The organism is Streptomyces caatingaensis, from assembly GCF_001187435.1.
Classification (GTDB): Bacteria; Actinomycetota; Actinomycetes; order Streptomycetales; family Streptomycetaceae; genus Streptomyces; species Streptomyces caatingaensis.
The window spans coordinates 754,553-776,421 of record NZ_LFXA01000017.1 but is presented as its reverse complement, the minus strand read 5'-3'; the positions used below and the strand labels follow the sequence as shown (position 1 = coordinate 776,421).

Below are 21,869 nucleotides of genomic sequence, written 5' to 3'. Positions count from 1 at the left end.
CCGCCGCGGGCCCCGGAACCCCCTTGCCTCAGAGAGGACTCCCATGCTAACGGCCGCCGCGGGTGTCCCATTCCACGACCGGTGAGTCCCGCGTCACTTGGAGGTTCCCACCAAGAGGCCGTGGATCACTGTTCGGCGAGTGCCCTGAGCCGGCTCAGCGCCCGGTGCTGGGCGACCCGCACCGCCCCCGGCGACATCCCCAGCATCTGCCCGGTCTCCTCGGCGGTCAGCCCCACGGCGACCCGGAGCAGCACCAGTTCGCGCTGGTTCTCCGGGAGGTTGGCGAGGAGCTTCTTGGCCCACTCCGCGTCACTGCTGAGCAGCGCCCGCTCCTCGGGCCCGAGCGAGTCGTCGGGCTGCTCCGGCATCTCGTCGGAGGGCACGGCGGTGCTGCCCGGGTGCCGCATGGCGGCCCGCTGGAGATCGGCGACCTTGTGCGCGGCGATGGCCACGACGAACGCCTCGAAGGGCCGCCCGGTGTCGCGGTAGCGGGGCAGCGCGCAGAGCACCGCGAGGCAGACCTCCTGGGCGAGGTCGTCCACGAAGTGCCGTGCGTCGCCCGGCAGTCGCGAGAGCCGGGTGCGGCAGTAGCGCAGGGCCAGCGGGTGGACCAGGGCGAGCAGATCGTGGGTGGCGCGCCGGTCGCCCTCCACGGCGCGGGCGACGAGAGCGCCGATCTCCCCGGGGCCGGCGGCCACGGGGGGCGCCGGTGTCTCGTCGTCACGCATCGGTCCATGGTGCCTCGGTGTCCGACGATCCACGGCACCGCCTTCATAGTTGTGCGTCGAACCGTTACGCGTCGGTGTCCTCGCACTCACGTCTCGCGTCGCCCCCTTCCGGGTATACCCGCCCCGCGCCCACGACTCCGCCGATAGCTTGAGCCCGTGCCGTGCGACGCGAGGCCGTACGGCGACGGGCGGTGCCTGTCCGTCATGAGGTCTCTTCTGGCCGAGCGAGAAGGGTCGGCCTCTGCCGGGGAGGAGTCACACCTCAAGGATGCGGCATCCGTCGGGGTTTCGGCGCCGGGCGTCGGCACCGCGGGGCCGCGGTGGCACCCCCGCCCCCACGCCGGAGCGGCGCGGGGGGACTGCCCGGGCGGCCGCACACCGCCGCCGCGGCGCGCCGCGCACCCGCCCTAGCGGACGAGGCCCCAGCGGAAGCCGAGCGCCACGGCGTGCGCGCGGTCGGAGGCGCCCAGCTTCTTGAAGAGCCGCCGGGCGTGGGTCTTGACCGTGTCCTCGGAGAGGAAGAGCTCGCGGCCGATCTCGGCGTTGGACCGCCCGTGGCTCATGCCCTCCAGGACCTGGATCTCCCGCGCGGTGAGCGTGGGGGCCGCGCCCATCTCGGCCGAGCGCAGCCGGCGCGGGGCGAGCCGCCAGGTCGGGTCGGCCAGCGCCTGGGTCACGGTCGCCCGCAGCTCGGCGCGCGAGGCGTCCTTGTGCAGATAGCCGCGCGCCCCGGCGGCCACGGCGAGCGCGACGCCGTCCAGGTCCTCCGCGACCGTGAGCATGATGATGCGGGCGCCGGGGTCGGCGGACAGCAGCCGGCGGACGGTCTCGACCCCGCCCAGGCCGGGCATGCGGACGTCCATGAGAATGAGATCCGAACGATCGGCGCCCCAGCGGCGGAGGACTTCCTCGCCGTTGGCAGCCGTCGTCACGCGCTCGACGCCGGGCACGGTCGCCACCGCACGACGGAGCGCCTCTCGGGCAAGCGGGGAGTCGTCGCAGACGAGGACGGATGTCATGGCCGCCCTCCGCAGCTGATGCGCGTCACCTTGAGCCTCCAGGCTGGTACTGGTCGTCACCTGTGCGATGGGCGAGACACCTGCTCGGGCAGACCGCCGCGGACCGATCCGGACACCTGCCCGGCCGCCGCGCTCGCCAACCGCCTCCGGCACTCTCAACGACGGTCACCCGAAAGAGTTACGGGCTCGGTCGGCCCTGTTCGGCACTCTACGTGAGGGCGCGGACACGGAGCAGGGCGCACAGGGGGCGCTCGCCAGATCGTTCGAGTCGTGCCCCATTTGCCCGCTTGGAGTCGTTTTTCTTCCCATTCAGTGGCAAGTGTGGCTAGATTCGCAATGAGTCATATTTTCATCTGCTCAGTTCGCATCGATGCACATCGAGGGGACGACTAGCTATGGCAGATTTCTCCCGGCTCCCCGGCCCCAACGCCGACCTGTGGGACTGGCAGCTGCTCGCCGCCTGCCGCGGGGTCGACAGCTCGCTCTTCTTCCACCCCGAGGGCGAGCGGGGCGCGGCCCGCAGCGCACGCGAGACCTCGGCCAAGGAAGTGTGCATGCGCTGCCCGGTCCGCGCGGAGTGCGCGGCGCACGCGCTGGCGGTACGGGAGCCGTACGGCGTGTGGGGCGGACTGACCGAGGACGAGCGCGAGGAGCTGATGGGACGCGCCCGGCACCGCTCCATCACCGCGTCGGGCAGCCCGATGAGCGCCTGAGCGGCGGCGGGGGGCCTCCTCCTCAGCGGCGCGCGGCGGCCGTCAGGTGGTCGAGCATGCGCGCCACGGCGGGCACGCGCGCCAGGTCGGGCAGGGTGAGGGCCACGATCTTCCGCTCCACCACGGGCTCGACGGGGACGGTCCGCGAGCCCTTGTGCCGGACGGACTCCACCGCCAGCTCCGGCATCACCGCGACCCCGAGCCCGGCCCCCACCAGGCCGAAGACGGCCGGGTAGTCGTCGGTCGCGAAGTCGATCCGGGGTGTGAACCCGGCGTTCTCGCAGACCTCCACCAGGTGCCGGCGGCAGCGCGGGCAGCCCGCGATCCACGGCTCGTCGGCGAACTCCGCTATGGCCACCCGCTCCGCGTCCGCCAGCGGGTGCCCCTCGGGCACGACCCCCACCAGCCGGTCGGTCAGCAGCGGGCGGACGACCAGGTCGTCCCACTCGGCGCCCGCCTCGGTGTAGCGGAAGGCGAGCGCGATGTCGACGTCGCCGGCCCGCAGCATCTCGACCGAGCGCGGGGGTTCGGCCTCGACGAGGGAGACCAGGGTGCCGGGGTGGGCGGCCCGCATCTCGGCGAGGGCGGTGGGCACCAGCATGGAGCTGCCGCTGGAGAACGAGACCAGCCGCACCCGGCCCGCGCGCAGCCCGGCGATGGCGGCGATCTCCTCCTCGGCGGCGGTGAGCCCGGCGAGGATCCCGGCGGCGTGCCGGACGAGGGCCTGGCCGGCCTCGGTGAGCCGCATCTCGCGGCCGGCGCGGATCAGCAGGGGGGTCCCGGTGGACTGCTCCAGGGCCTTCATCTGCTGGCTGACGGCGGGCTGGGTGCAGCCCAGCTCGCGGGCCGCGGCCGAGAACGAGCCGGTGCCGGCGACCGCGCGCAGCACCCTCAGATGACGAGCCTCGATCATCCTTCGAGCATAAGCCCCGCTTGGGGGCGCCCGGAACAAACACCTCGACGCTTTGAGCCACCTCCGCCTACGCCCGTGCGATGCGCGTCCCCTCCGTGAACCTCGGCCGGGAAACGACGGCCGCCGACCGCTCCGTCCCCGGCTCCGCCTTCGCCGCCGGGCTGGGCTCGGGCATCGACAAGCGCCCCGCGCCGGGCCCGGTCGCCGTGGCCGCCCCGGGCCGGGGGTCCCCCCGGCGGAGCTGGGGGAGGCTGGGTGCGGCGGTTCACACGGGAGGCGGCGCCGGGGGCGTATCTGCGGGTGCTCGCGCCGGGGGAGGTCCGTGCGGGTGATCCCGTCACCGTCGTCCACCGTCCCGCCCACGAGGTGTCGGTCTCCTTCGCCTTCCGCGCGTCGACGACGGAGCGGGCGCTGCTGCCCCGCGTTCTGGCGGCGGGCGACGGCCTGCACCCCGAACTCCGGCGCGAGGCCGAGGAGTTTGCGGCCGCCGCCGCGCTGCCGGGCGGGGCGTCCGGCTGACGCCCGGGCCGCGGGGCGGGCCCGCCGGGCACTAACGTTCCCCCATGACGACTGCACTGATCACGGGAGCGACGGCCGGCATCGGCGCTGCCTTCGCGCGACGGCTCGCCTCCGAGGGTCACGACCTGGTGCTCGTGGCCCGCGACGAGAAGCGGCTCTGCGAGCAGGCGACCGAACTGCACGACCGGCACCGGGTGGAGGCCGAGGTGCTGCGGGCGGACCTCGCGACGGAGGAGGGCATCGCCGCCGTCGAGTCCCGGCTCGCCGACCGCAAGCACCCGGTCGATCTGCTGGTCAACAACGCCGGCTTCGGCAACAAGGGCCGCTTCCTGGAGGTCACCGTCCAGGACGAGCTGGCCATGCTGAAGGTGCACTGCGAGGCGGTGCTGCGGCTGACGATGGCCGCCACCCGCGGGATGCGCGAGCGCCGGCGCGGCGGGGTGGTGAACGTGGCGTCGGTGGCCGCCTTCGTGCCGCGCGGCACCTACGGCGCGAGCAAGGCGTGGGTCGTGCAGTTCACCCAGGGGGCGGCGCGGGACCTGGCGGGCAGCGGGGTGCGGCTGATGGCGCTGTGCCCCGGCTTCGTCCGCACCGAGTTCCACGAGCGGGCCGGGATGGGCACGGACAACATCCCGGGCTGGATGTGGCTGGACGCGGACCGGCTGGTGGACGCGGCGCTCAAGGACCTGGCGCGCGGCAAGTCGCTGTCGGTCCCGGACCCCCGGTACAAGGCGCTGACGGGGCTGTCGAAGTTCGTGCCGCGCGGGGCGCTGTCGCGGGTGTCGTCCACGACGGGCCGCAAGTACGGCCCGAACTGAGAACGCCGGAGGCCCGGCACCCCGTGGCGGGGTGCCGGGCCTCCTGGACGAGCGCGTGCCTCAGTGGGCGTGGCCGTGGCCGTGACCGGCCTCGGCGGGCTCCTCCTCCTTCTTCTCGACGACCAGGGTCTCGGTCGTGAGCAGCAGGGAGGCGATGGAGGCGGCGTTCTCCAGGGCGGAGCGGGTGACCTTGACCGGGTCGATGACGCCGGCCTTCACCAGGTCGCCGTACTCGCCGGTGGCGGCGTTGAAGCCCTGGCCCTTGTCGAGCTCGGCGACCTTGGAGGTGATGACGTAGCCCTCCAGGCCGGCGTTCTCGGCGACCCAGCGCAGCGGCTCGACGGCGGCGCGGCGGACGACGGCGACACCGGTGGCCTCGTCGCCCTCCTTGCCCAGGTTGCCGTCCAGCACCTTGACGGCGTGGACCAGCGCGGAGCCGCCACCGGAGACGATGCCCTCCTCGACCGCGGCGCGGGTCGCGGAGATGGCGTCCTCCAGGCGGTGCTTCTTCTCCTTGAGCTCGACCTCGGTGGCCGCGCCCACGCGGATGACGCACACGCCGCCGGCGAGCTTGGCGAGGCGCTCCTGGAGCTTCTCGCGGTCCCAGTCGGAGTCGGTGGTCTCGATCTCCGCCTTGATCTGGGCGACGCGGCCGGCGACCTCGTCGGCGTTGCCCTTGCCGTCGACGATGGTGGTGTCGTCCTTGGTGACGGTCACGCGGCGGGCCGAGCCCAGGACGTCCAGGCCGACCTGGTCGAGCTTGAGGCCGACCTCCTCGGCGATGACGGTGGCACCGGTGAGGGTGGCCATGTCGCCGAGCATCGCCTTGCGGCGGTCGCCGAAGCCGGGGGCCTTGACGGCGACGGCGTTGAAGGTGCCGCGGATCTTGTTGACCACGAGGGTGGAGAGGGCCTCGCCCTCGACGTCCTCGGCGATGATCAGCAGCGGCTTGGAGCCACCGGCCTGGATGATCTTCTCCAGCAGCGGGAGCAGGTCCTGGATGGCCGAGATCTTGCCCTGGTGGATCAGGATGTACGGGTCGTCGAGGACGGCCTCCATGCGCTCCTGGTCCGTGACCATGTACGGCGAGAGGTAGCCCTTGTCGAAGGCCATGCCCTCGGTGAAGTCCAGCTCCAGGCCGAAGGTGTTGGACTCCTCGACGGTGATGACACCGTCCTTGCCGACCTTGTCCATCGCCTCGGCGATGAGCTCGCCGACCTGCTTGTCCTGGGCGGACAGGGCGGCGACGGCGGCGATGTCGGTCTTGTCGTCGATCGGCCGGGAGGTGGCCAGGAGCTCCTCGGAGACGGCCTTGACGGCGGCGTCGATGCCCTTCTTCAGGGCGGCCGGGGAGGCGCCGGCGGCGACGTTGCGCAGACCCTCGCGGACCAGCGCCTGGGCCAGCACGGTGGCGGTGGTGGTGCCGTCGCCCGCGATGTCGTTGGTCTTGGTCGCCACCTCCTTGACGAGCTGGGCGCCCAGGTTCTCGTACGCGTCCTCGAGCTCGACCTCGCGGGCGATGGTGACGCCGTCGTTGGTGATGGTGGGGGCGCCGAACTTCTTGTCGATGACGACGTTGCGGCCCTTGGGGCCGATCGTCACCTTCACGGTGTCGGCAAGCTTGTTGACGCCGCGCTCGAGGGCGCGCCGGGCGTCCTCGTCGAACTTCAGGGTCTTCGCCATGGGTGGAATCCTTCGCCGTGTCTCTCGGCTTCGCCGGGTCTCTCGGACGAACTGCGCCCCGGCCGCCCGGCTGGTGGACGCGGGCACCCGGGGCGCAGTTCAAAAGCTTCGAAGTCCGGGGACTTCGGGGTGAATTACTTCTCGATGATCGCGAGGACGTCGCGGGCCGAGAGGACGAGGTACTCGTCGCCGTTGTACTTCACCTCGGTGCCGCCGTACTTGCTGTAGAGCACGACGTCGCCGACCTTGACGTCGAGCGGCAGGCGCTCGCCGTTCTCGAAGCGGCCCGGGCCCACGGCGAGGACGGCGCCCTCCTGGGGCTTCTCCTTCGCGGTGTCCGGGATGACCAGGCCAGAGGCCGTGGTCTGCTCGGCGTCCAGCGGCTGGACCACGATGCGGTCCTCGAGCGGCTTGATGGCAACCTTGGAGCTGGCGGTCGTCACGATCCGACCTCCCCCTTCGGAGATCTCGCGGGGTTAACTGTCTGAGGTGGCGACCAGGTGGATCCGTCGTCGCGGGTGCCGGACCTGCCCGTCGCTGTGTTTGGCACTCACCGGTGGAGAGTGCCAACGGAGCCGAGACTATGACGCGCTTAGCACTCGGTCAAGCGGAGTGCCAATTCCTCACCCGCGCGCGGCGGCCGGGGCGTCACACGTAGTCCTCCAGCCGCGCCACCGTGAAGCCCTGCCGCTGGATGCTCCGCAGCATGTTGGCGACCATGCGGGTCATCGTCGTGCCCTTGAGCTCCGCCGGGCCTCGGAAGTGGGCGAGGACGATGTCGCCCGGACGAAGCTTCCCCGCCTCGGCGTACCTCATGTCGTTGATCTGCATCGTCGCCTGCCAGAGCACCACCGCCCGGACGCCGCAGGAGCCGGCGGCGGCGAGCGTCGCGTCGTTGTAGTTGCCGTACGGCGGGCGGAACAGCTCCGGCCGCTTGCCGAACCGCTTCTTCAGGACCTCCTGCTGCCCGCAGATCTCCTTCCGCTGCGCGGCGGCGGACAGGGTGCGCAGATTGGGGTGGGTGAGCGTGTGGTCGTGCACGCCGGCGCCCTGGGCGCGCAGGGTCTCGAAGTAGCCGTAGCCGCGCCCGGCGCGGGCGGCACTGTCGGTCAGGAACATGCTGAAGGGCAGCTTGAGGTCCTTCGCCATCTCCAGGAACGCCGGATCCTTCTCGGCCCCGTCGTCGAAGGTCACGAAGACGACCTTGTCCTTGGTGGGCACCCGCCGGACGATCTGCGGCACGCCGCTCTTCCGCCCCTCGGTGAGCCGGTGCGCGGGCGGCGGCGGGGGCGGGGCGAGCGGCTTGTCCAGACCCCAGCGGCGGTACGCGGCGGGGCCGGCGGACGGCGTCCTCGCGGGGGCGGGCGCCGTGGACGCGGCCGGCTTCCCCTCCTCCGGCGCCGGCGAGGACGCGTCCGAACACCCGGAGAGCGGCAGGGCGGCGGCGCAGACGGCGAGGAGGGCACGTGCGGATCGGTTCACGCCATCGATTGTCGTTCCTGCGTTCGAGCGCCGTGCGCACGGATCCCATCGCCGAGAATGGGACAGTGCCCGCACCATCCGATGTCTCCGCCTTCACCGCCCTCCTCACCGACGAGGGCCGCCGCCTCCTCGACGGGCTGCGCGACCACGACCCGGCGCAGGAGCTGGCCGTCGCGACCCGGCTGCGCCGCGAGCACCCGGCCGGGCTGGTCTCGGCCGCGCTGGGCCAGGCGCGGCTGCGGCAGCGCGCGGTCGCGAAGTTCGGCGCGGAGGACGCGTACCGGATGTTCTTCACGCCGGACGGCGTGGAGCAGGCCACCCGCGCCTCCGTCGCCGCCTACCGCGCGGAGCGCTTCGCCGCGCTGGGCGTGCGCCGCCTCGCCGACCTGTGCTGCGGCAACGGCGGCGACGCGATCGCCCTCGCCCGGGCCGGCATCTCCGTCCTTGCCGTCGACCGCGACCCGCTCACCTGCGAGGTCGCACGCGCCAACGCGGCGGCGCTGGGGCTGTCCGAGCTGATCGAGGTGCGCTGCGCGGACGTGACGGAGGTGGGGACGGCCGGGTACGACGCGGTGTTCGTCGACCCGGCGCGCAGGGGCGGCCGGGGCCGCATCCTCGACCCCGAGGCGTACTCCCCGCCGCTGTCCTGGGCGGTCGAGGCGGCCCGTACGGCCCCGCACGCCGCGCTGAAGATCGCCCCCGGCGTCCCGCACGAGGCGGTCCCCGAGGACGCCGAGGCCGAGTGGATCTCGGACGGGGGCGACGTGAAGGAGGCCGTCCTGTGGTTCGGCACCTCCCCCGGCACCCGCCGCGCCACCCTCCTGCCCGGCCCGCGCTCCCTCACCGGCACCGGCCTCCCCGACCCGGCCGTCCGCCCCGTCGGCCGCTACCTCTACGAGCCGGACGGCGCGGTCATCCGCGCCCACCTCGTCGCGGACGTCGCCGAGCAGGTCTCCGGCGGGCTGATCGACGGGACGATCGCGTACGTGACGTCCGACGAGCTGCGCCCGACGCCGTACGCGTCGGCGTACGAGATCACGGACGTGCTGCCGTTCAACGTGAAGCGCCTGCGGGCGCTGGTGCGCGAGCGGGAGATCGGCGTGGCCGTCATCAAGAAGCGGGGGTCGGCCGTGGAGCCGGAGGAGCTGCGCAAGAAGCTCAGACTGGCAGGGACGAACTCCTGCGTGATCGTCCTTACGCGCGTCGCGGGTGCTCCGACGATGCTGCTGGGGCACCCGGTCCGGGCGTAGCCCGGCATGCGCGGCAAGGGGAGGGCGGCGCCTCGGTTCCGCCGTCCTGACGGACGCCCTCACCCCAGGTCGGTGAGCTCCTCCGCGTAGAGCGTCGCGAGCGGCTGAGGGCCCACGTACTGCTGGCAGTTGCAGCGCTCGCGCTCGTAGCCGACGGGCTTCTCGTCCGCGTCCCAGGCGACGGGGACCTGCACCGTCTCGTGGCACTTGCCCTGTTTGTCGTGCTTGGCGAGGTGGTGGCCGCAGCCGCAGACCGGCTCCGGGGGCTTGCCCGCCGCCTCCAGGGCGGTGCGCTCCTCGCGCTTGGCCTCGATGAGCCGGAGCTTGCGCTCGTGCCGCCGGCCGAGGGCCGTGCTGACCGTGTCACGGAACGCCGTAGCGGCTCCGGCCAGCGGTCCTCCGAAGATCATGGCCCATATCCACCAGTCCATGGCGGACGCCCTCCCGTTGCTCCCCGTGTGCTGCGAGGCATCAGGATAAGGCGTCGCCGTCCCGCAACCGGCCGCTCAGCCCGCGTCGTACAGGTTCTTGCGGCTCAACTCGTGGACGTGGTCGTGGTCATGGCCGTGCGCGTGGTCATGACCCGGCACGTGCGGGTCCGTCACCGGCAGCGAGGAGTCCGCCGACAGGTCCCACGCCGAGGCGTTGCGCCCGCGCGCGACCATCTCGGCGCCCAGCGCCGCGACCATCGCGCCGTTGTCCGTGCACAGCTTGGGGCGCGGCACCCGCAGCGTGATGCCCGCGTCCTCGCAGCGGCGCTCGGCCATCGCCCGCAGCCGGGTGTTGGCCGCGACGCCGCCGCCGATCATCAGGTGGTCCACGCCGTGGTCCTTGCAGGCGCGCACCGCCTTGCGGGTGAGCACGTCCACCACGGCCTCCTGGAAGGACGCGGCGACGTCGGCGACGGGCACCTCCTCGCCGGCCGCGCGCCTGGCCTCGATCCAGCGGGCGACGGCGGTCTTCAGGCCGGAGAAGGAGAAGTCGTAGACCGGGTCGCGGGGACCGGTGAGGCCGCGCGGGAACTTTATGGCGTCGGGGTCGCCCTCGCGCGCCCAGCGGTCGATGACCGGGCCGCCGGGGAAGCCCAGGTCGAGCACGCGCGCGACCTTGTCGAACGCCTCGCCCGCCGCGTCGTCGATGGTCGAGCCCAGCGGCCGGACGTCGGCGGTGATGTCGGGCGCGAGCAGCAGCGAGGAGTGGCCGCCGGAGACCAGCAGCGCCATCGTCGGCTCGGGCAGCGCGCCGTGTTCGAGCTGGTCGACGCAGATGTGCGAGGCGAGGTGGTTGACGCCGTAGAGCGGCTTGCCCAGGGCGTACGCGAACGCCTTGGCCGCCGAGACGCCCACCAGCAGCGCGCCCGCGAGGCCCGGGCCCGCGGTGACGGCGATGCCGTCGAGGTCCCTGGCGGTGACGCCGGCCTCCTTCAGCGCGCGCTGGATGGTGGGGACCATCGCCTCCAGGTGCGCCCGGGAGGCGACCTCGGGGACGACCCCGCCGAAGCGCGCGTGCTCGTCGACGCTGGAGGCGACGGCGTCGGCGAGGAGCGTGTGGCCGCGGACGATGCCGACGCCTGTCTCGTCGCACGAGGTCTCGATGCCGAGGACGAGGGGTTCGTCAGCCTTGCGAGCCATGAGTCATTCCTTGCACAGCGGTTACGGGATCGGTCAGGCGCATCACCAGCGCGTCCACATTGCCCGGCTGGTAGTAGCCGCGCCGGATGCCGACGGGCTCGAAGCCGAAGCGCTCGTAGAGGCGTTGGGCGCGGGTGTTGTCCACGCGGACCTCCAGCAGCACCTCGCGGCACTCGAAGGCGGTGGCGGCGGCGAGGAGTTCGCCGAGGAGCCGGGAGCCGAGGCCGGTGCTCCAGTGGTCGAAGGCGACGGCGATGGTCTGCACGTCGCCGGTGCCGTCCACCGCGGCGAGGCCCGCGTAGCCGACGACGCGGCCGGTGCCGTCCTCGGCGACGACGTAGCGGCGGGTGGCGCCCGCGCCCCGGGCGTGCGCCAGCTCGGACCAGAACAGGCCCTTGGACCAGGCGTCGTGCGGGAAGAGGGCGCGCTCCAGCTCCAGCACGGCCGGGATGTCCCACCAGCGCATCTCCCGGACGCGCACGGCGGCGTCTCCTGCCTGCGGGGTGCTCACTTCGGTGTGACCACCTTGTAGTTGGCCGGGACCTGGGCGTCGGGGCGGCGCAGGTAGAGCGGCTGCGGCGGCAGGAAGTCGCCGCCGACGCGCAGCCGTTCGGCGGCGAGCGCGGCCAGGGCGGCGGCGGACTGGTGCTGCGGCAGGTCGGCGCGGACGTCGCTGAACGCGTCGGCGTACAGGACGGCGCCGGCGCCGACGGCGGTCAGCCCGGCCAGCGGCTCGGTCAGCTCACCGGGGCGGTCCACGGCGGGCTCGGTGACGCGGGTCCGGGAGTCCGCGTAGCGGGCCCAGTAGACCTCCTTGCGGCGCGCGTCCGTGGCCACCACGAACTCGCCGGTCAGCCCCGCCTGCCCGGCGGCGTAGGCGATGCCGTCGAGCGTGCACAGGCCGTGGACGGGGACGGACAGCGTGGCCGCGAAGGTCGCGGCGGTCACGATGCCGACGCGCAGGCCGGTGTACGGGCCGGGGCCGACGCCGACGACGACGCCGGTGACCTCGTCGAGCGCCCGGCCCGCCGTGCCGAGCACCCGGTCCACGGCGGGCAGCAGCAGCTCCCCGTGCCGGCGGGCGTCCACCTGGTTCGACTCGGCGACGACGGTGTCCCCGTCGTGGAGGGCTACGGTGACGGCGGGAGTGGCGGTATCAAGAGCGAGCAGCAGCACAATGACAAGCCTACGGCGCGCCGTGGGGCGGCCGGTGCGCGCGCGGGGTCCCGGGCGGGGGCGCCGGGGGCGCGGCGGGAGCGCTTCCGGGTGCTACGGTCGGCCGCACAGCCGTACGGAGGAGAGAGGGTACGCAGCGTGGCACGCAGCAGCTCGGGGATCTTCGTGGCCGGGCTCACGGCGGCGGCCCTGGCCGCGGTCGGGTACCTCGCCTACGAGGCGTCGGCCGCGCCCGACCGCCTGGCCCGCGGCACCCACGCGTCCGCCGGGCCGTCCGGGTCCGCGAAGGGCGGGGGCGAGGCGAAGGGCGGTCCCGCGAAGGAGGCGCCGCCCGTGGTGCCCGCGGACTCCGGCACCGGGAAGCGCGTCGTCTACTCGGTGGGCCGAAAGCGGGTGTGGCTGGTGGGCGCCGACCCGAAGGCCGCCAAGACCTTCGAGGTCGCGCCGAGCACGGTGGACCCGAAGCCGGGGACGTACGCGGTGTCTTCGCGCGACGCGAACGGCACCGGCTCGGACGGCGTCCCGATCGAGCACATCGTGCGCTTCCACCGCGACGCGGCGGGGGTGGTCTTCGGCTTCAGCGCGGCGGTGGATGGCTCGTCGCCGAGCCCCAAGCCGACGCAGAAGACCGGGGGCATCCGTGAGAAGTCGGCCGACGGCCGGGCGATGTGGGACTTCGCCCCGAGGGGTACGAAGGTGGTCGTGATCCCGTAGGGGGTTTTCTCCCACTGCGGGACCGGGGCACGTAAACGCACGTACCCGCCCCCCCCTCCCACGGACAGGTGGACTTCAGGCCGCGTCCCGCTCCTCGCCCGGCCCGTCCGAATCGTCCGGCTCCGCCGGCTGCCGCGCCGCCGCCGGCGGCGGAGGCGGAGTCGAGACCGCGTCGGCCGCCGCACAGGACGCGAGCAGGTCGCGCATCGAGGGACGTTCCTCGGAACCGGAGGACCCGGTGCGGGGATCCACGGCGGCGGGGTGCGGGTGGGCCGACATGAATGCCTCCTCGGGCAGCCGGTCACGGTTAGGCAGACCTAACCAGGTCTCTCCACCTCCATGTCACCATGCCCGGCCACGGCGACGCAACATCTTCCCGACGCCCTGTCGGTTACTCGTCGCGGCTCCGGTTGACGCCGGCGGCCGGCTCAGCCGAGCGGTGCGAGGTCCACCCCGGACCAGCGCGGACCCACGCCGCTCACGGTCACCGTGCGCACGTCCTCGTCACCCGCCGCGCCGTCCGCATCCGCGCCCGTGGCACGCTCGATGACCACCCGCAGCCGGTCCTCGGACAGGTCCTCGACCTTGCCGTCGCCCCACTCCACGACGGTCACCGACTCGGGCAGCGAGACGTCCAGGTCCAGGTCCTCCATCTCCTCCAGCCCGCCGGACAGCCGGTAGGCGTCGACGTGGACGAGGGCCGGGCCGCCGGTCAGCGACGGGTGCACCCGCGCGATTACGAACGTCGGCGAGGTGACGGCGCCGCGCACCCCGAGGCCCTCGCCGAGCCCGCGCGTCAGCGTCGTCTTGCCCGCACCCAGCTCGCCGGAGAGCAGCACCAGGTCACCGGCGCGCAGCAGCGTGGCGAGTCTGCGCCCCAGCTCGCGCATGTCCTCGGCGGTCTTGACGGCGATGCGGGCGGTGGTGTCGGTGGACGCGTTCATACCGCCCGATGGTACGGGCCGCGCCCCCGCCGCCGCGCCGTCAGGCGCGGGCCGTCGCGCGGGCCGCGTCGAGCAGCGCGGCGAGCCGCTCGCCGACCGCGTCCGGCCGTTCCAGCATCACCAGGTGCCCCGCGCCGGGGACGACCACCAGCTCGGCCTCCGGCAGCTCCGCGGCCACCGCCTCGCTGTGCTCGCAGGGGGTGACCAGGTCCTTCTCGCCCGCGAGCACCAGCACCGGGCGCCCCCGGAAGGCCCGCAGCGCCGCGCCCCCCTCGTGCGCCGCGAAGGCCGGGTAGAAGTCGGCGACCACGTCCACCGGTGTCGCCTCCAGCAGCCGCTCCGCGAAGCGCGCCACCGCCGGGTCCACGTCGCCGGGGCCGAACGAGTAGCGCCGGTAGACGCCGGAGAGCAGGTCGGCGGTGAGCCGGCGGCCTCTCTCGACCAGCTCCGTCCGTTCGGTCATCAGCCGGAACGCGCCCGGCAGGACGCGCCGCACCACGCTCATCCCCACGGCCGGCAGGCCGAAGGTCAGCTCGGCCAGCCGCCCCGACGAGGTGCCGACGAAGGCGGCGCCCGCGACGCGCTCCGCGACCAGCTCCGGTTCCCGGCCGGCCAGCGCCATCTGCGTCATGCCGCCCATCGAGTGCCCCGCCAGCACCAGCGGCCCGGCGGGGGCGGCGGCCCGGATCACCGCCGCGAGGTCGCGGCCCAGCAGCTCGATCGAGGGGGACGGCGTCCGGCTGCGCTCCGAACGGCCGTGGCTGCGCTGGTCCCAGTAGACCGCGCGCACGCCGGCCTCCCGCAGGGCCGCGCGCTGGAAGTGCCAGGAGTCCTGGTTCAGGCAGTAGCCGTGGCTGAGGACGACGGTCAGGTCCGACGGGCCGTCGTCCACCTCGTAGGACAGCTCGGTCCCGTCCTCGGCGGCCACCGACCCCGGCGTGCCGCGCAGCGTCCCGTACGGACCCGTCGCGTCCAGCGCGAGCCGGGCCTTCCTGCGCATGCCGCGCCCGACCGTGAGCCGCTCGACGGCGACGCCCGCCGCCGCCCCGGCGGCCAGGACGCCCACCGCCGCGCCCGCGAGCCCCGCGCCGCGCAGCCGGCCCGACTCCGTCATGCGCCGGGGTCCTCCTCGCCGACGTACACCCGGGGCACGCGGCCCGTGATGCGCGTGATCACCTCGTACGCGATGGTGCCGGTCGCCTCCGCCCAGTCCTCGGCGGTCGGCTCGCCCCGGTCGCCCGGGCCGAAGAGCACCGCCTCGTCGCCGACGGAGGCCGTGTCCTGGCCCAGGTCCACCACGAACTGGTCCATCGCGACCCGGCCCGCGACCGTCCGCCGCTTCCCCGCGACCAGCACCGGGCCCGTGCCGGAGGCGGAGCGCGGGATGCCGTCCGCGTAGCCGAGCGGGACCAGCGCGAGCGTCGACTCGGCCGGCGTCGCGTACAGATGCCCGTACGAGACGCCGTGGCCGGCCGGCACCCGCTTCACCGACGCGAGGGACGCGCTCAGCGTCATCACCGGCCGCAGCCCCAGCTCGGCGGAGGTGCCCAGCTCCGGGCTCGGCGAGATCCCGTACATCGCGACGCCGGTGCGCACCAGGTCGAAGTGGGACTCGGGCAGGGTCAGGGTGGCCGGCGAGTTGGCGTGGTGGCGCACCTCGGGGTCGAGGCCCTGCGCCTCGGCGTACGCCACGGCGTCCCGGAAGACGGCCAGCTGGGCGCGGATCGAGGGGTGGCCCGGCTCGTCGGCGCAGGCGAAGTGCGACCAGACGCCGGTGACGCGCAGGCTGCCGGCGCGCTCCGCCTCGCGGGCGGCGGCGACCAGCTTCTCCCAGTCGGCGGGCGCGCAGCCGTTGCGCCCCAGACCGGTGTCGATCTTGAGCTGGACGCGGGCGGGGCGGCCGGCGGCCCGGACCGCGTCCAGGACCTCCTCCAGGGCCCACAGCCCGCTCACCGAGATGTCGACGTCCGCCTCGACGGCCTCCCGGAACGGCCCGCCCGGCGTCCACAGCCAGCACATCAGCCGGCCCCGGTCCCCGGCGGCCCGCAGCGCGAGGGCCTCCTCCGGCGTGGCCGTGCCGACCCACGCCGCACCGGCCCGGCGCGCCGCCCGTGCGCAGGGCACCGCCCCGTGCCCGTACGCGTCCGCCTTGACCACTGCCATCAGCTGCGCCCGGGGGGCACGGGCCCGCAGAGCACGCACGTTGGCCCGCAGGGCGGCCAGATCGACCACGGCACGGGCGCGCATCGGTGTCTCGTTCATCCCCGCCAGTGTCTCAGGCGCGGGGTCCGGGAGTGCGGGCCCGGGGGCCACGGGGAGACTGGGAACCATGAGGACTGGTTTCAGCGTCGAGACCGTAAGGGCCGCCGAGCGCGCGCTCATGGCCGAGCTCCCCGAGGGCGCGCTGATGCAGCGCGCCGCGGCCGGCCTCGCCGCCGCCTGCGCCGGCCTGCTGGGCCGGGTGTACGGGGCCCGCGTCGCGCTCCTGACCGGCAGCGGCGACAACGGCGGCGACGCCCTGTACGCCGGGGCGCGCCTGGCCCGGCGGGGCGCCGGCGTGACCGCGGTGCTGCTGGCGCCGGAGCGCACCCATCCCGGCGGGCTCGCCGCCCTGCGCGCGGCGGGCGGCCGCGCGGTGCCCGCGGCGGAGGGCGTGCGGGCCGTCGGGCGCGCCGACCTCGTCGTGGACGGCATCGTCGGCATCGGCGGCAAGGGCGGACTGCGCCCGGAGGCGCTGCCGCTGGTGCGCGCGGCGGAGGGCGCCCTCGTGGTCGCCGTGGACCTGCCGAGCGGGGTGGACGCGGACACGGGCGAGGTCCGGGGGGACGCGGTGCGGGCCGACGCGACGGTCACCTTCGGCGCGTACAAGCCCGGTCTGCTGATCGACCCGGCGCGCTCGTACGCGGGCGCGCCGCACCTGGTGGACATCGGCCTGCGCCTGCCGCCCGTCCCGGACGTCGAGGCGCTGCAGCACGCCGACGTCGCCCGCCTCCTCCCCCGTCCGGCCGCGGAGAGCGACAAGTACCGCCGCGGGGTGGTCGGCGTCGTCGCCGGTTCCGCCCGTTATCCCGGGGCGGCCGTCATGGCCGTCGCCGGCGCGCTGGCCGGCGGGGCGGGCGCGGTCCGCTACGCGGGGCCCGCGGCGGACGCGGTGATCGCCCGCTTCCCCGAGACGCTGGTGACGGCCGGCCGCCCGGCCGGCGCGGGCCGCGTCCAGGCGTGGGTCGTCGGCCCCGGCCTGGGGGACGACCCCGCGGCCCACCGCGCCCTGGAGGACGTCCTCGCCTCCGACGTCCCCGTCCTCGCCGACGCCGACGCGCTGCGCCTCCTCTCCCCCGAGGCGCTCTGCGAGCGCCGCGCCGAGACGCTCCTCACCCCGCACGCCGGCGAGGCGGCCGTCCTCCTCGGCCTCTCCCGCGAGGACGTCGAGTCCGCCCGCCTCTCCGCGGCCCGCGCCCTGGCCTCCCGCTACGGCGTCACGGCCCTCCTGAAGGGCTCCACCACCCTCGTCGCCCCCGCCTCCCCCGCCTCCCCCGTCCGCGTCAACCCCACCGGCACCGGCTGGCTCGCCACGGCGGGCAGCGGCGACGTCCTCAGCGGCCTGGCGGGCTCCCTCCTCGCCGCCGGCCTCCCCGCCCTCGACGCCGCCTCGGTCGCGGCCTACCTCCACGGCCTCGCGGCCCGCCGCCTGGGGGCGGCGCCGTTGACGGCCATGGGGGTGGCGGAGGAGTTGCGGGGGGTGTGGAGGGACGTCTCGATCGGGTGATGCCGCGGCGGACCGGGTACGGGTACGCACCCGTACCCGTACCCTGAGACGACGGAGGGAGAACGCCCCATGACCGATGCCAACATCCGCATCCCCGCCGCAGCGCGCGACCGGCTCGCCGAAGTCGCCGCGGCGGAGGGCCTGTCGCTGCGCGCCTATCTGGCCAGACTCGCGGAAAGCCTGCTCACGCCCGCCGAGCGCGCCGAACGCGCCGATCGGACCCGCCGCATGCTGCAGGCGTGGAACGGCTACGACCCGAGCCCGGAGGAGGAAGCACGGCTCGACGCCGAGCTGGACCGCCGCCTCGCCGAGGCGGGCCGGTGAGCGATCACGTCCACATCGTGCTCGACGACACCGCGATGATCGCGGCGGGCCACGGCAACGCCATCACGTCCCGGCTGATCCACCGGGCCAACACCGAAGCCGACTGGTACCTGTACGCGCCGGTGTGCGCCCTGGTGGAGGCCGACCGCGCCCGCCCCGGTACGGCGGAGCACCTGGCCGCCCTGCCCGGCATCATGGTCCTCGACCTGGATCTGCCGGGCGCGCTGGCCGTCGCGCGGGAGGAGACCTGGGCCGCCGCCCACACCCGGCACTCGGCGCAGCCGACCGCGGAACGCCCCGACGGCGCGTTCCTCGCCACGGCCGCGCCCGAGCGCTGGACCGGGCAGCCGGTGCGTGTGCTGGACGTCAACCCCTGACGGGGACGCGGCACCGCCCCTACGCCGGGAACCGTTTGACGCCGAGTTCCAGGTCGAGCCGCTCCAGCCCCTCCGGGTTCACCGCCCCCAGGCCCACCACCTCCCCCGTGCCGGAGATCCGGAGCGACCGCAGCGACGGCGCGCCCTCCAGCGCGCGGAGGTCGACCACCCCCAGGTCCCCCTGGATCCACAGATCCCGCAACACCGGCGTCACCGCCTCCGACAGCTCCTCGGCCGTGAACGTCCCCCGGCACCACACCTCCGGCCGTCCCCCCAGCCGCTTCAGCGCCCGCAGCTGCGCGGCGCTCTTGGCGACGAAGGCCAGCCCGTCGTCGTGCCGCAGCCGCCCGATGACCGCCTCCGCGTAGTAGTCCGTGTCGAACCGGTCCCAGGCCCAGACCAGTTGGGCCCGGACCTCCCGCCACGGATGGGCCGCGTACCGGGCCAGCAACGGCACCGCCCGCTCGTCCCCCACCGCCGTCGCCGTCACGACGACCGCGTGCGCCACCTCGTCCGGGAGCCCCTCCGGGCCGGGGAGCAGGTCGAGGACGACCTCGCCCGCCTCGGCGAGCGCCTTCGCGGACTCCACGTCGCGCGGCGGGACGAGCCCGGCCGCGGCCCGCTCGACGCGGGCCCGGACGTCGGGGGCGACCTCGGTCGCCTGTTCCAGGCAGACCGCGGCCAGCAGATGGAGGCGGCGCCGGTGCGCCGGCTCCGCCGCGCCCCGGGCCAGGAGCTTCTCCAGGAGCTCCGCCCGCGCCCGCGGCGGCGCGTGCCCCACGGCCATGCCCAGGACGTCCTCCCACTGCGGGTCGTGGGCGTTCTTCACCAGCAGGTCGAAGTCCCAGTCCTCCACCGCCGCCCGCGCGCCCAGGTAGTCCTGGAAGGTGCGGTGGACGAAGTCCAGCGTCTCGTCCGTCGGGCGCCGCAACAGCCCGCTGCGCAGCACCAGATGCCCCAGGATCTCCTCCGCGCCGCCCCGCGCCGCCACCGCCGGCATCGCCGGGAGCGCCCGCTCCAGGATCTCCACGGCCTTGTGCCACTCGATCTCCGAACGGCCGTTGCGGATCAGCCAGTAGGCGATCTTCTGGAGGAGCGCGAGCTGGGCCTGCTCCAGTTCGGGCCCCTCCGGGCCGACGGCGATCTCCCGCTCCCGGTCCCGCCGGACGAGGAGCAGGTCGAGCGCCGCGCGGTACAACTCCATGCGGCCGTGCGGCAGACAGCCCCGCCGCGCCCGGTTGAGCGCGCAGATCAGCGCGCACATCAGCGGGTTGGTGGCCAGCCGCCCCAGGTCCCGCTTCCGGACGACGGCGGCGGTCAGCGCGTCCCGGAAGCCGCGCAGCCGCTCGTCCAGGGGGCCCGGGCCGCCGGCCGCCGCGTGCCAGCGCCCGATGAAGGCCAGCACGTCCGCGCGGCTCATCGGCAGCAGTTCCAGCTCGGTGAAGCCCAGTTCGGCGAGCCGCCCCTCGCGCACCGCCGACGGCCGGGTCGTGATCACGTACCGCGCGTCGGGGTAGGCGTCGAGCAGGTCCCGCACCCACTCCAGCGTGCGCCGCCGGTCCGCCTCCGGGACCTCGTCCACCCCGTCGATCAGCAGCAACAGCGTCCCCTCGGACAGCCGCCGGGTCACCCATCCGCGCGCCCCCGGCAGTCCGGCCAGCGGCCCGGCGACCGCCGCCAGGAACTCCTCCGGGGCCGGGAGCCCCCCGTCGCGCACCAGCCGCCGCAGCGGCAGGGTCAGCGGGAAGCAGCCGCTCAACTGGCCGAGGCCGGGCGGGAGTTCGCCCTTGACCGTGACCGTGGCGAGCCACTGGAGCAGCGTGGTCTTGCCCGACCCGGCCGCGCCCCGCAGCAGGACGCGCCGCTGCCCGGCGAGGGCCTCCTCGACGCGCCGCGGCGCGGGCCCGAACCCCTCCTGCCGTCCGCCCACCAGCTCCAGGCTCAGGTACGCCGTGTCCAGCGGCCACGTCTCGCCGCTGCCGTCCGACAGCGTCAGGCCGATGATGGTCAGCTCGCCCGCCCGCCGCACGGTGTAGTCGCGCAGCCGCCGCTCGAACTCCTCCGTCTCGAGCTGCCGGGCCGAGGCCAGCGACCGCGACTCCGGCTTGTGCCCGGCCAGCAGGCACTCCCTCAGGAACCCGAAGTCGGACCAGAGGGCCGCCGCCGGCGTCACCGTCAGCCGCCCGTGCCGCCAGCCGCCGGGGTCGGCGTCCACGACGCCGGCCAGCAGCCCGTCCACGAAGACCGCCGCGCCGGACATCCCCGCCCACGGCGAGCCGCCGCCGGCCGGCGCCTCGGGCGCACCGCCCTCGCAGGCCAGGACGTACCGGCCGCCGAGCAGCCCGCTGCCGGGTCTGAGGGTGCCGACGACCTGCTCGGTGTCCAGCTCGCCGCAGCCGTCGCGCTGCACCTGCGGATAGCCGATGGCCTGCGCGCCGGGCCAGGGCCGCAGGTCGTAGGCCCGGCCCCAGACGAGCGGCGCGAATCCGTCGCCGGCCCCGTCCCGCACGATCCCGCGCTCGCCGACGAGCAGGGCCACGTCGCAGCGCCGGTCGTCGTCCCGGGCCCACACCACCCGGCACGGAACGGGGCCCGCCCCGCCGGGGGCGATCACCCGCGGCGTGGCGCAGTCCCCCACGACGTGGGCCGCGGTGAGCACGACGTCCGGCGCCAGCAGGTACCCGCTCCCCTGGGCCTGCCCGAAGACCGCCGCGATCCGTTCCTTCACCGGGTGCACCGCCGCCCCCTCCCCTCACTCGGGCCGCCAGCGTACGGGCGTCAGCGGCGCGCCGTCCCCGGATCCGCCAGCCCGACCGCGATCCCGTCCAGCAGCCGCTGGAGGCCGAACTCGAAGAGCTCGTCCAGCCGCAGGTCGTACCCGCCCGTCGCCCGCAGCTCCTCGACCACCTCCGAGAAGGCCGGGTAGCGCCCGGACGCCGCGAGTTCGGCGAAGCCGGCCTCCTGGCGGTCCATCCACTCCTCGTCCGTGAGGCCGGTCGCGGCCTCCGCGCGGCGTTCGTCCTCCAGGTGGGCCGCCAGGCCGACGACGTGGCTGTAGACGAGGACGTGCAGGTCGAACCGGGTCCGTACGTCGAGCGCCAGCTCGCCGAGCGCCGCCAGCAGCCAGTCGCCGTACGCGATGAGGTTGGGCAGCGCCAACGGGCGGGTGACCGGGCCGAGATGGGCCAGCCAGGGGTGTCTCCGGTAGAGGGACCACAGCGTGCGGGCGGCCAGTTCGACGCGTGCCCGCCAGCCCTCCGGGGGCTCCCCGGGGAACTCCGCCTCGCCGAACGCCGCGTCGGCCATGAGCAGGACGAGGGCGTCCTTGCCGTCGACGTACCGGTACGTCGACATGGTCGACACCCCGAGCTTCGCGGCGACGCCGCGCATGGACAGCGCGCCCAGGCCCTCCGCGTCCGCGATCCCGATGGCGGCGCGGACGATGCGCTCGCGGGTGAGGTCGCGGTCGGCGCCGGCCGCGCCGGCGGCACCGCCGGTGCCGCCGGCGGCCGCCCGCCGCGCGGCCTGCTCCCTCGGGGCGACGACGCTGCCGACCCGGGGCCTGGCCCGGATCAGCCCCTCCTGCTGGAGCGTGGCGAGCGCCCGCGCGGCGGTGGCCAGGGCGACACCCCAGTCCTGGGCGATGCGGCGGGTCGAGGGCACGCGGTCGCCGGGGGCGAGTTCACCGGTGGCGATGCGGTGCCGGATGTCCTCGACGATGCGCAGATAGGGCGGCGGGGTCACGGTTCCTCCTAGGTCACCCTGCTGTACTAGCACAGAAGCGTACCGCCGGTGCGTGGGCAAGGGGCTTG

The 21,869-nt window shown here is 74.8% G+C and carries 23 protein-coding genes and 1 pseudogene; 8 read left to right on the top strand and 16 right to left on the bottom strand.

Annotated elements, in window-relative coordinates; all coding sequences use genetic code 11:
- Window positions 1–125: 125 nt before the first annotated feature.
- Together AC230_RS26010 and AC230_RS26005 are read right to left on the bottom strand one after the other, a co-directional pair.
- Window positions 126–728 (bottom strand): sigma-70 family RNA polymerase sigma factor, encoded by a 603-nt coding sequence (locus AC230_RS26010; RefSeq protein ID WP_049718717.1) that lies wholly within the window; start codon window positions 726–728, stop codon window positions 126–128.
- 407 nt (window positions 729–1,135) lie between these two features.
- Entirely contained in the window at window positions 1,136–1,747 is a 612-nt protein-coding gene (locus tag AC230_RS26005) for a response regulator transcription factor (RefSeq protein WP_003948568.1), read from the bottom strand.
- Between the two features lie 395 nt (window positions 1,748–2,142).
- On the opposite strand from AC230_RS26005, the gene AC230_RS26000 reads away from it, so the two are divergent.
- A complete protein-coding gene (locus AC230_RS26000; protein ID WP_049718716.1) occupies window positions 2,143–2,460 on the top strand; it encodes a WhiB family transcriptional regulator in 318 nt (105 codons plus the stop codon).
- A 22-nt stretch (window positions 2,461–2,482) separates the two neighbouring features.
- On the opposite strand, the gene AC230_RS25995 is transcribed toward AC230_RS26000, so the two are convergent.
- A complete protein-coding gene (locus AC230_RS25995) occupies window positions 2,483–3,373 on the bottom strand; it encodes a LysR family transcriptional regulator (protein WP_049718715.1) in 891 nt (296 codons plus the stop codon).
- 249 nt (window positions 3,374–3,622) lie between these two features.
- Between AC230_RS25995 and AC230_RS34760 the strand changes: the two are divergent.
- Window positions 3,623–3,892, top strand: a pseudogene (locus AC230_RS34760) (MOSC domain-containing protein); the annotation flags it as partial.
- A 44-nt stretch (window positions 3,893–3,936) separates the two neighbouring features.
- Window positions 3,937–4,710: an SDR family NAD(P)-dependent oxidoreductase gene (locus AC230_RS25985; RefSeq protein WP_049718714.1), complete on the top strand. Its 774-nt coding sequence runs from the start codon at window positions 3,937–3,939 to the stop codon at window positions 4,708–4,710.
- Window positions 4,711–4,770: 60 nt separating this feature from the next.
- On the opposite strand, the gene groL is transcribed toward AC230_RS25985, so the two are convergent.
- From groL to AC230_RS25970, 3 genes are all read right to left on the bottom strand, one after another.
- Window positions 4,771–6,393 (bottom strand): chaperonin GroEL, encoded by a 1,623-nt coding sequence (gene groL, locus AC230_RS25980; protein ID WP_049718713.1) that lies wholly within the window; start codon window positions 6,391–6,393, stop codon window positions 4,771–4,773.
- A 134-nt stretch (window positions 6,394–6,527) separates the two neighbouring features.
- The gene (gene groES, locus AC230_RS25975; RefSeq protein ID WP_004955293.1) at window positions 6,528–6,836 is read right to left on the bottom strand and encodes a co-chaperone GroES; all 309 of its coding nucleotides are present in this window, start codon (window positions 6,834–6,836) and stop codon (window positions 6,528–6,530) included.
- Between the two features lie 205 nt (window positions 6,837–7,041).
- Window positions 7,042–7,875 carry a polysaccharide deacetylase family protein gene (locus AC230_RS25970; RefSeq protein WP_241833364.1) on the bottom strand — a complete coding sequence of 278 codons (834 nt, stop codon included), beginning with the start codon at window positions 7,873–7,875 and terminating at the stop codon, window positions 7,042–7,044.
- Between the two features lie 65 nt (window positions 7,876–7,940).
- On the opposite strand from AC230_RS25970, the gene AC230_RS25965 reads away from it, so the two are divergent.
- Window positions 7,941–9,125 (top strand): class I SAM-dependent methyltransferase, encoded by a 1,185-nt coding sequence (locus tag AC230_RS25965; RefSeq protein ID WP_198535607.1) that lies wholly within the window; start codon window positions 7,941–7,943, stop codon window positions 9,123–9,125.
- Between the two features lie 59 nt (window positions 9,126–9,184).
- Here the strand turns inward: AC230_RS25965 and AC230_RS25960 are convergent, their stop codons facing one another.
- The 4 genes from AC230_RS25960 to tsaB form a co-directional block, all read right to left on the bottom strand.
- Entirely contained in the window at window positions 9,185–9,556 is a 372-nt protein-coding gene (locus AC230_RS25960) for a hypothetical protein (protein ID WP_049718712.1), read from the bottom strand.
- A gap of 75 nt (window positions 9,557–9,631) precedes the next feature.
- A complete protein-coding gene (tsaD, locus tag AC230_RS25955; protein WP_049718711.1) occupies window positions 9,632–10,756 on the bottom strand; it encodes a tRNA (adenosine(37)-N6)-threonylcarbamoyltransferase complex transferase subunit TsaD in 1,125 nt (374 codons plus the stop codon).
- Entirely contained in the window at window positions 10,740–11,222 is a 483-nt protein-coding gene (gene rimI, locus AC230_RS25950) for a ribosomal protein S18-alanine N-acetyltransferase (protein WP_049718914.1), read from the bottom strand. Before rimI ends, tsaD begins: the two co-directional genes overlap by 17 nt.
- 41 nt (window positions 11,223–11,263) lie before the next feature.
- Entirely contained in the window at window positions 11,264–11,932 is a 669-nt protein-coding gene (gene tsaB, locus AC230_RS25945) for a tRNA (adenosine(37)-N6)-threonylcarbamoyltransferase complex dimerization subunit type 1 TsaB (RefSeq protein WP_049718710.1), read from the bottom strand.
- Window positions 11,933–12,070: 138 nt separating this feature from the next.
- On the opposite strand from tsaB, the gene AC230_RS25940 reads away from it, so the two are divergent.
- Window positions 12,071–12,646 (top strand): hypothetical protein, encoded by a 576-nt coding sequence (locus AC230_RS25940; protein ID WP_049718709.1) that lies wholly within the window; start codon window positions 12,071–12,073, stop codon window positions 12,644–12,646.
- A 75-nt stretch (window positions 12,647–12,721) separates the two neighbouring features.
- On the opposite strand, the gene AC230_RS25935 is transcribed toward AC230_RS25940, so the two are convergent.
- The 4 genes from AC230_RS25935 to alr all read right to left on the bottom strand — a co-directional run bounded on the left by AC230_RS25935 (window position 12,722) and on the right by alr (window position 15,852).
- Window positions 12,722–12,925 (bottom strand): hypothetical protein, encoded by a 204-nt coding sequence (locus AC230_RS25935; RefSeq protein ID WP_049718708.1) that lies wholly within the window; start codon window positions 12,923–12,925, stop codon window positions 12,722–12,724.
- A gap of 149 nt (window positions 12,926–13,074) precedes the next feature.
- Entirely contained in the window at window positions 13,075–13,590 is a 516-nt protein-coding gene (gene tsaE / locus AC230_RS25930) for a tRNA (adenosine(37)-N6)-threonylcarbamoyltransferase complex ATPase subunit type 1 TsaE (protein ID WP_049718707.1), read from the bottom strand.
- Window positions 13,591–13,630: 40 nt separating this feature from the next.
- Window positions 13,631–14,704 carry an alpha/beta fold hydrolase gene (locus AC230_RS25925; protein WP_049718706.1) on the bottom strand — a complete coding sequence of 358 codons (1,074 nt, stop codon included), beginning with the start codon at window positions 14,702–14,704 and terminating at the stop codon, window positions 13,631–13,633.
- On the bottom strand, window positions 14,701–15,852 hold the full coding sequence (gene alr / locus AC230_RS25920; RefSeq protein ID WP_049718705.1) for an alanine racemase: 1,152 nt from the start codon (window positions 15,850–15,852) through the stop codon (window positions 14,701–14,703). Before alr ends, AC230_RS25925 begins: the two co-directional genes overlap by 4 nt.
- A 67-nt stretch (window positions 15,853–15,919) precedes the next feature.
- On the opposite strand from alr, the gene AC230_RS25915 reads away from it, so the two are divergent.
- The 3 genes from AC230_RS25915 to AC230_RS25905 all read left to right on the top strand — a co-directional run bounded on the left by AC230_RS25915 (window position 15,920) and on the right by AC230_RS25905 (window position 18,057).
- Window positions 15,920–17,356, top strand: coding sequence for a bifunctional ADP-dependent NAD(P)H-hydrate dehydratase/NAD(P)H-hydrate epimerase (locus AC230_RS25915; RefSeq protein ID WP_049718704.1), 1,437 nt, complete (start codon window positions 15,920–15,922; stop codon window positions 17,354–17,356).
- Window positions 17,357–17,425: 69 nt separating this feature from the next.
- Window positions 17,426–17,680, top strand: a complete 255-nt coding sequence (locus AC230_RS25910) for a hypothetical protein (protein WP_049718703.1) — start codon at window positions 17,426–17,428, stop codon at window positions 17,678–17,680.
- On the top strand, window positions 17,677–18,057 hold the full coding sequence (locus tag AC230_RS25905) for a PIN domain-containing protein (protein WP_198535606.1): 381 nt from the start codon (window positions 17,677–17,679) through the stop codon (window positions 18,055–18,057). Before AC230_RS25910 ends, AC230_RS25905 begins: the two co-directional genes overlap by 4 nt.
- 19 nt (window positions 18,058–18,076) lie before the next feature.
- Here AC230_RS25905 and AC230_RS25900 read toward each other — a convergent pair whose 3' ends face one another.
- Together AC230_RS25900 and AC230_RS25895 are read right to left on the bottom strand one after the other, a co-directional pair.
- Window positions 18,077–20,794, bottom strand: coding sequence for a serine protease (locus AC230_RS25900; RefSeq protein ID WP_053161381.1), 2,718 nt, complete (start codon window positions 20,792–20,794; stop codon window positions 18,077–18,079).
- Between the two features lie 41 nt (window positions 20,795–20,835).
- Window positions 20,836–21,801: a TetR/AcrR family transcriptional regulator gene (locus AC230_RS25895; RefSeq protein ID WP_049718702.1), complete on the bottom strand. Its 966-nt coding sequence runs from the start codon at window positions 21,799–21,801 to the stop codon at window positions 20,836–20,838.
- Window positions 21,802–21,869 lie beyond the last annotated feature (68 nt).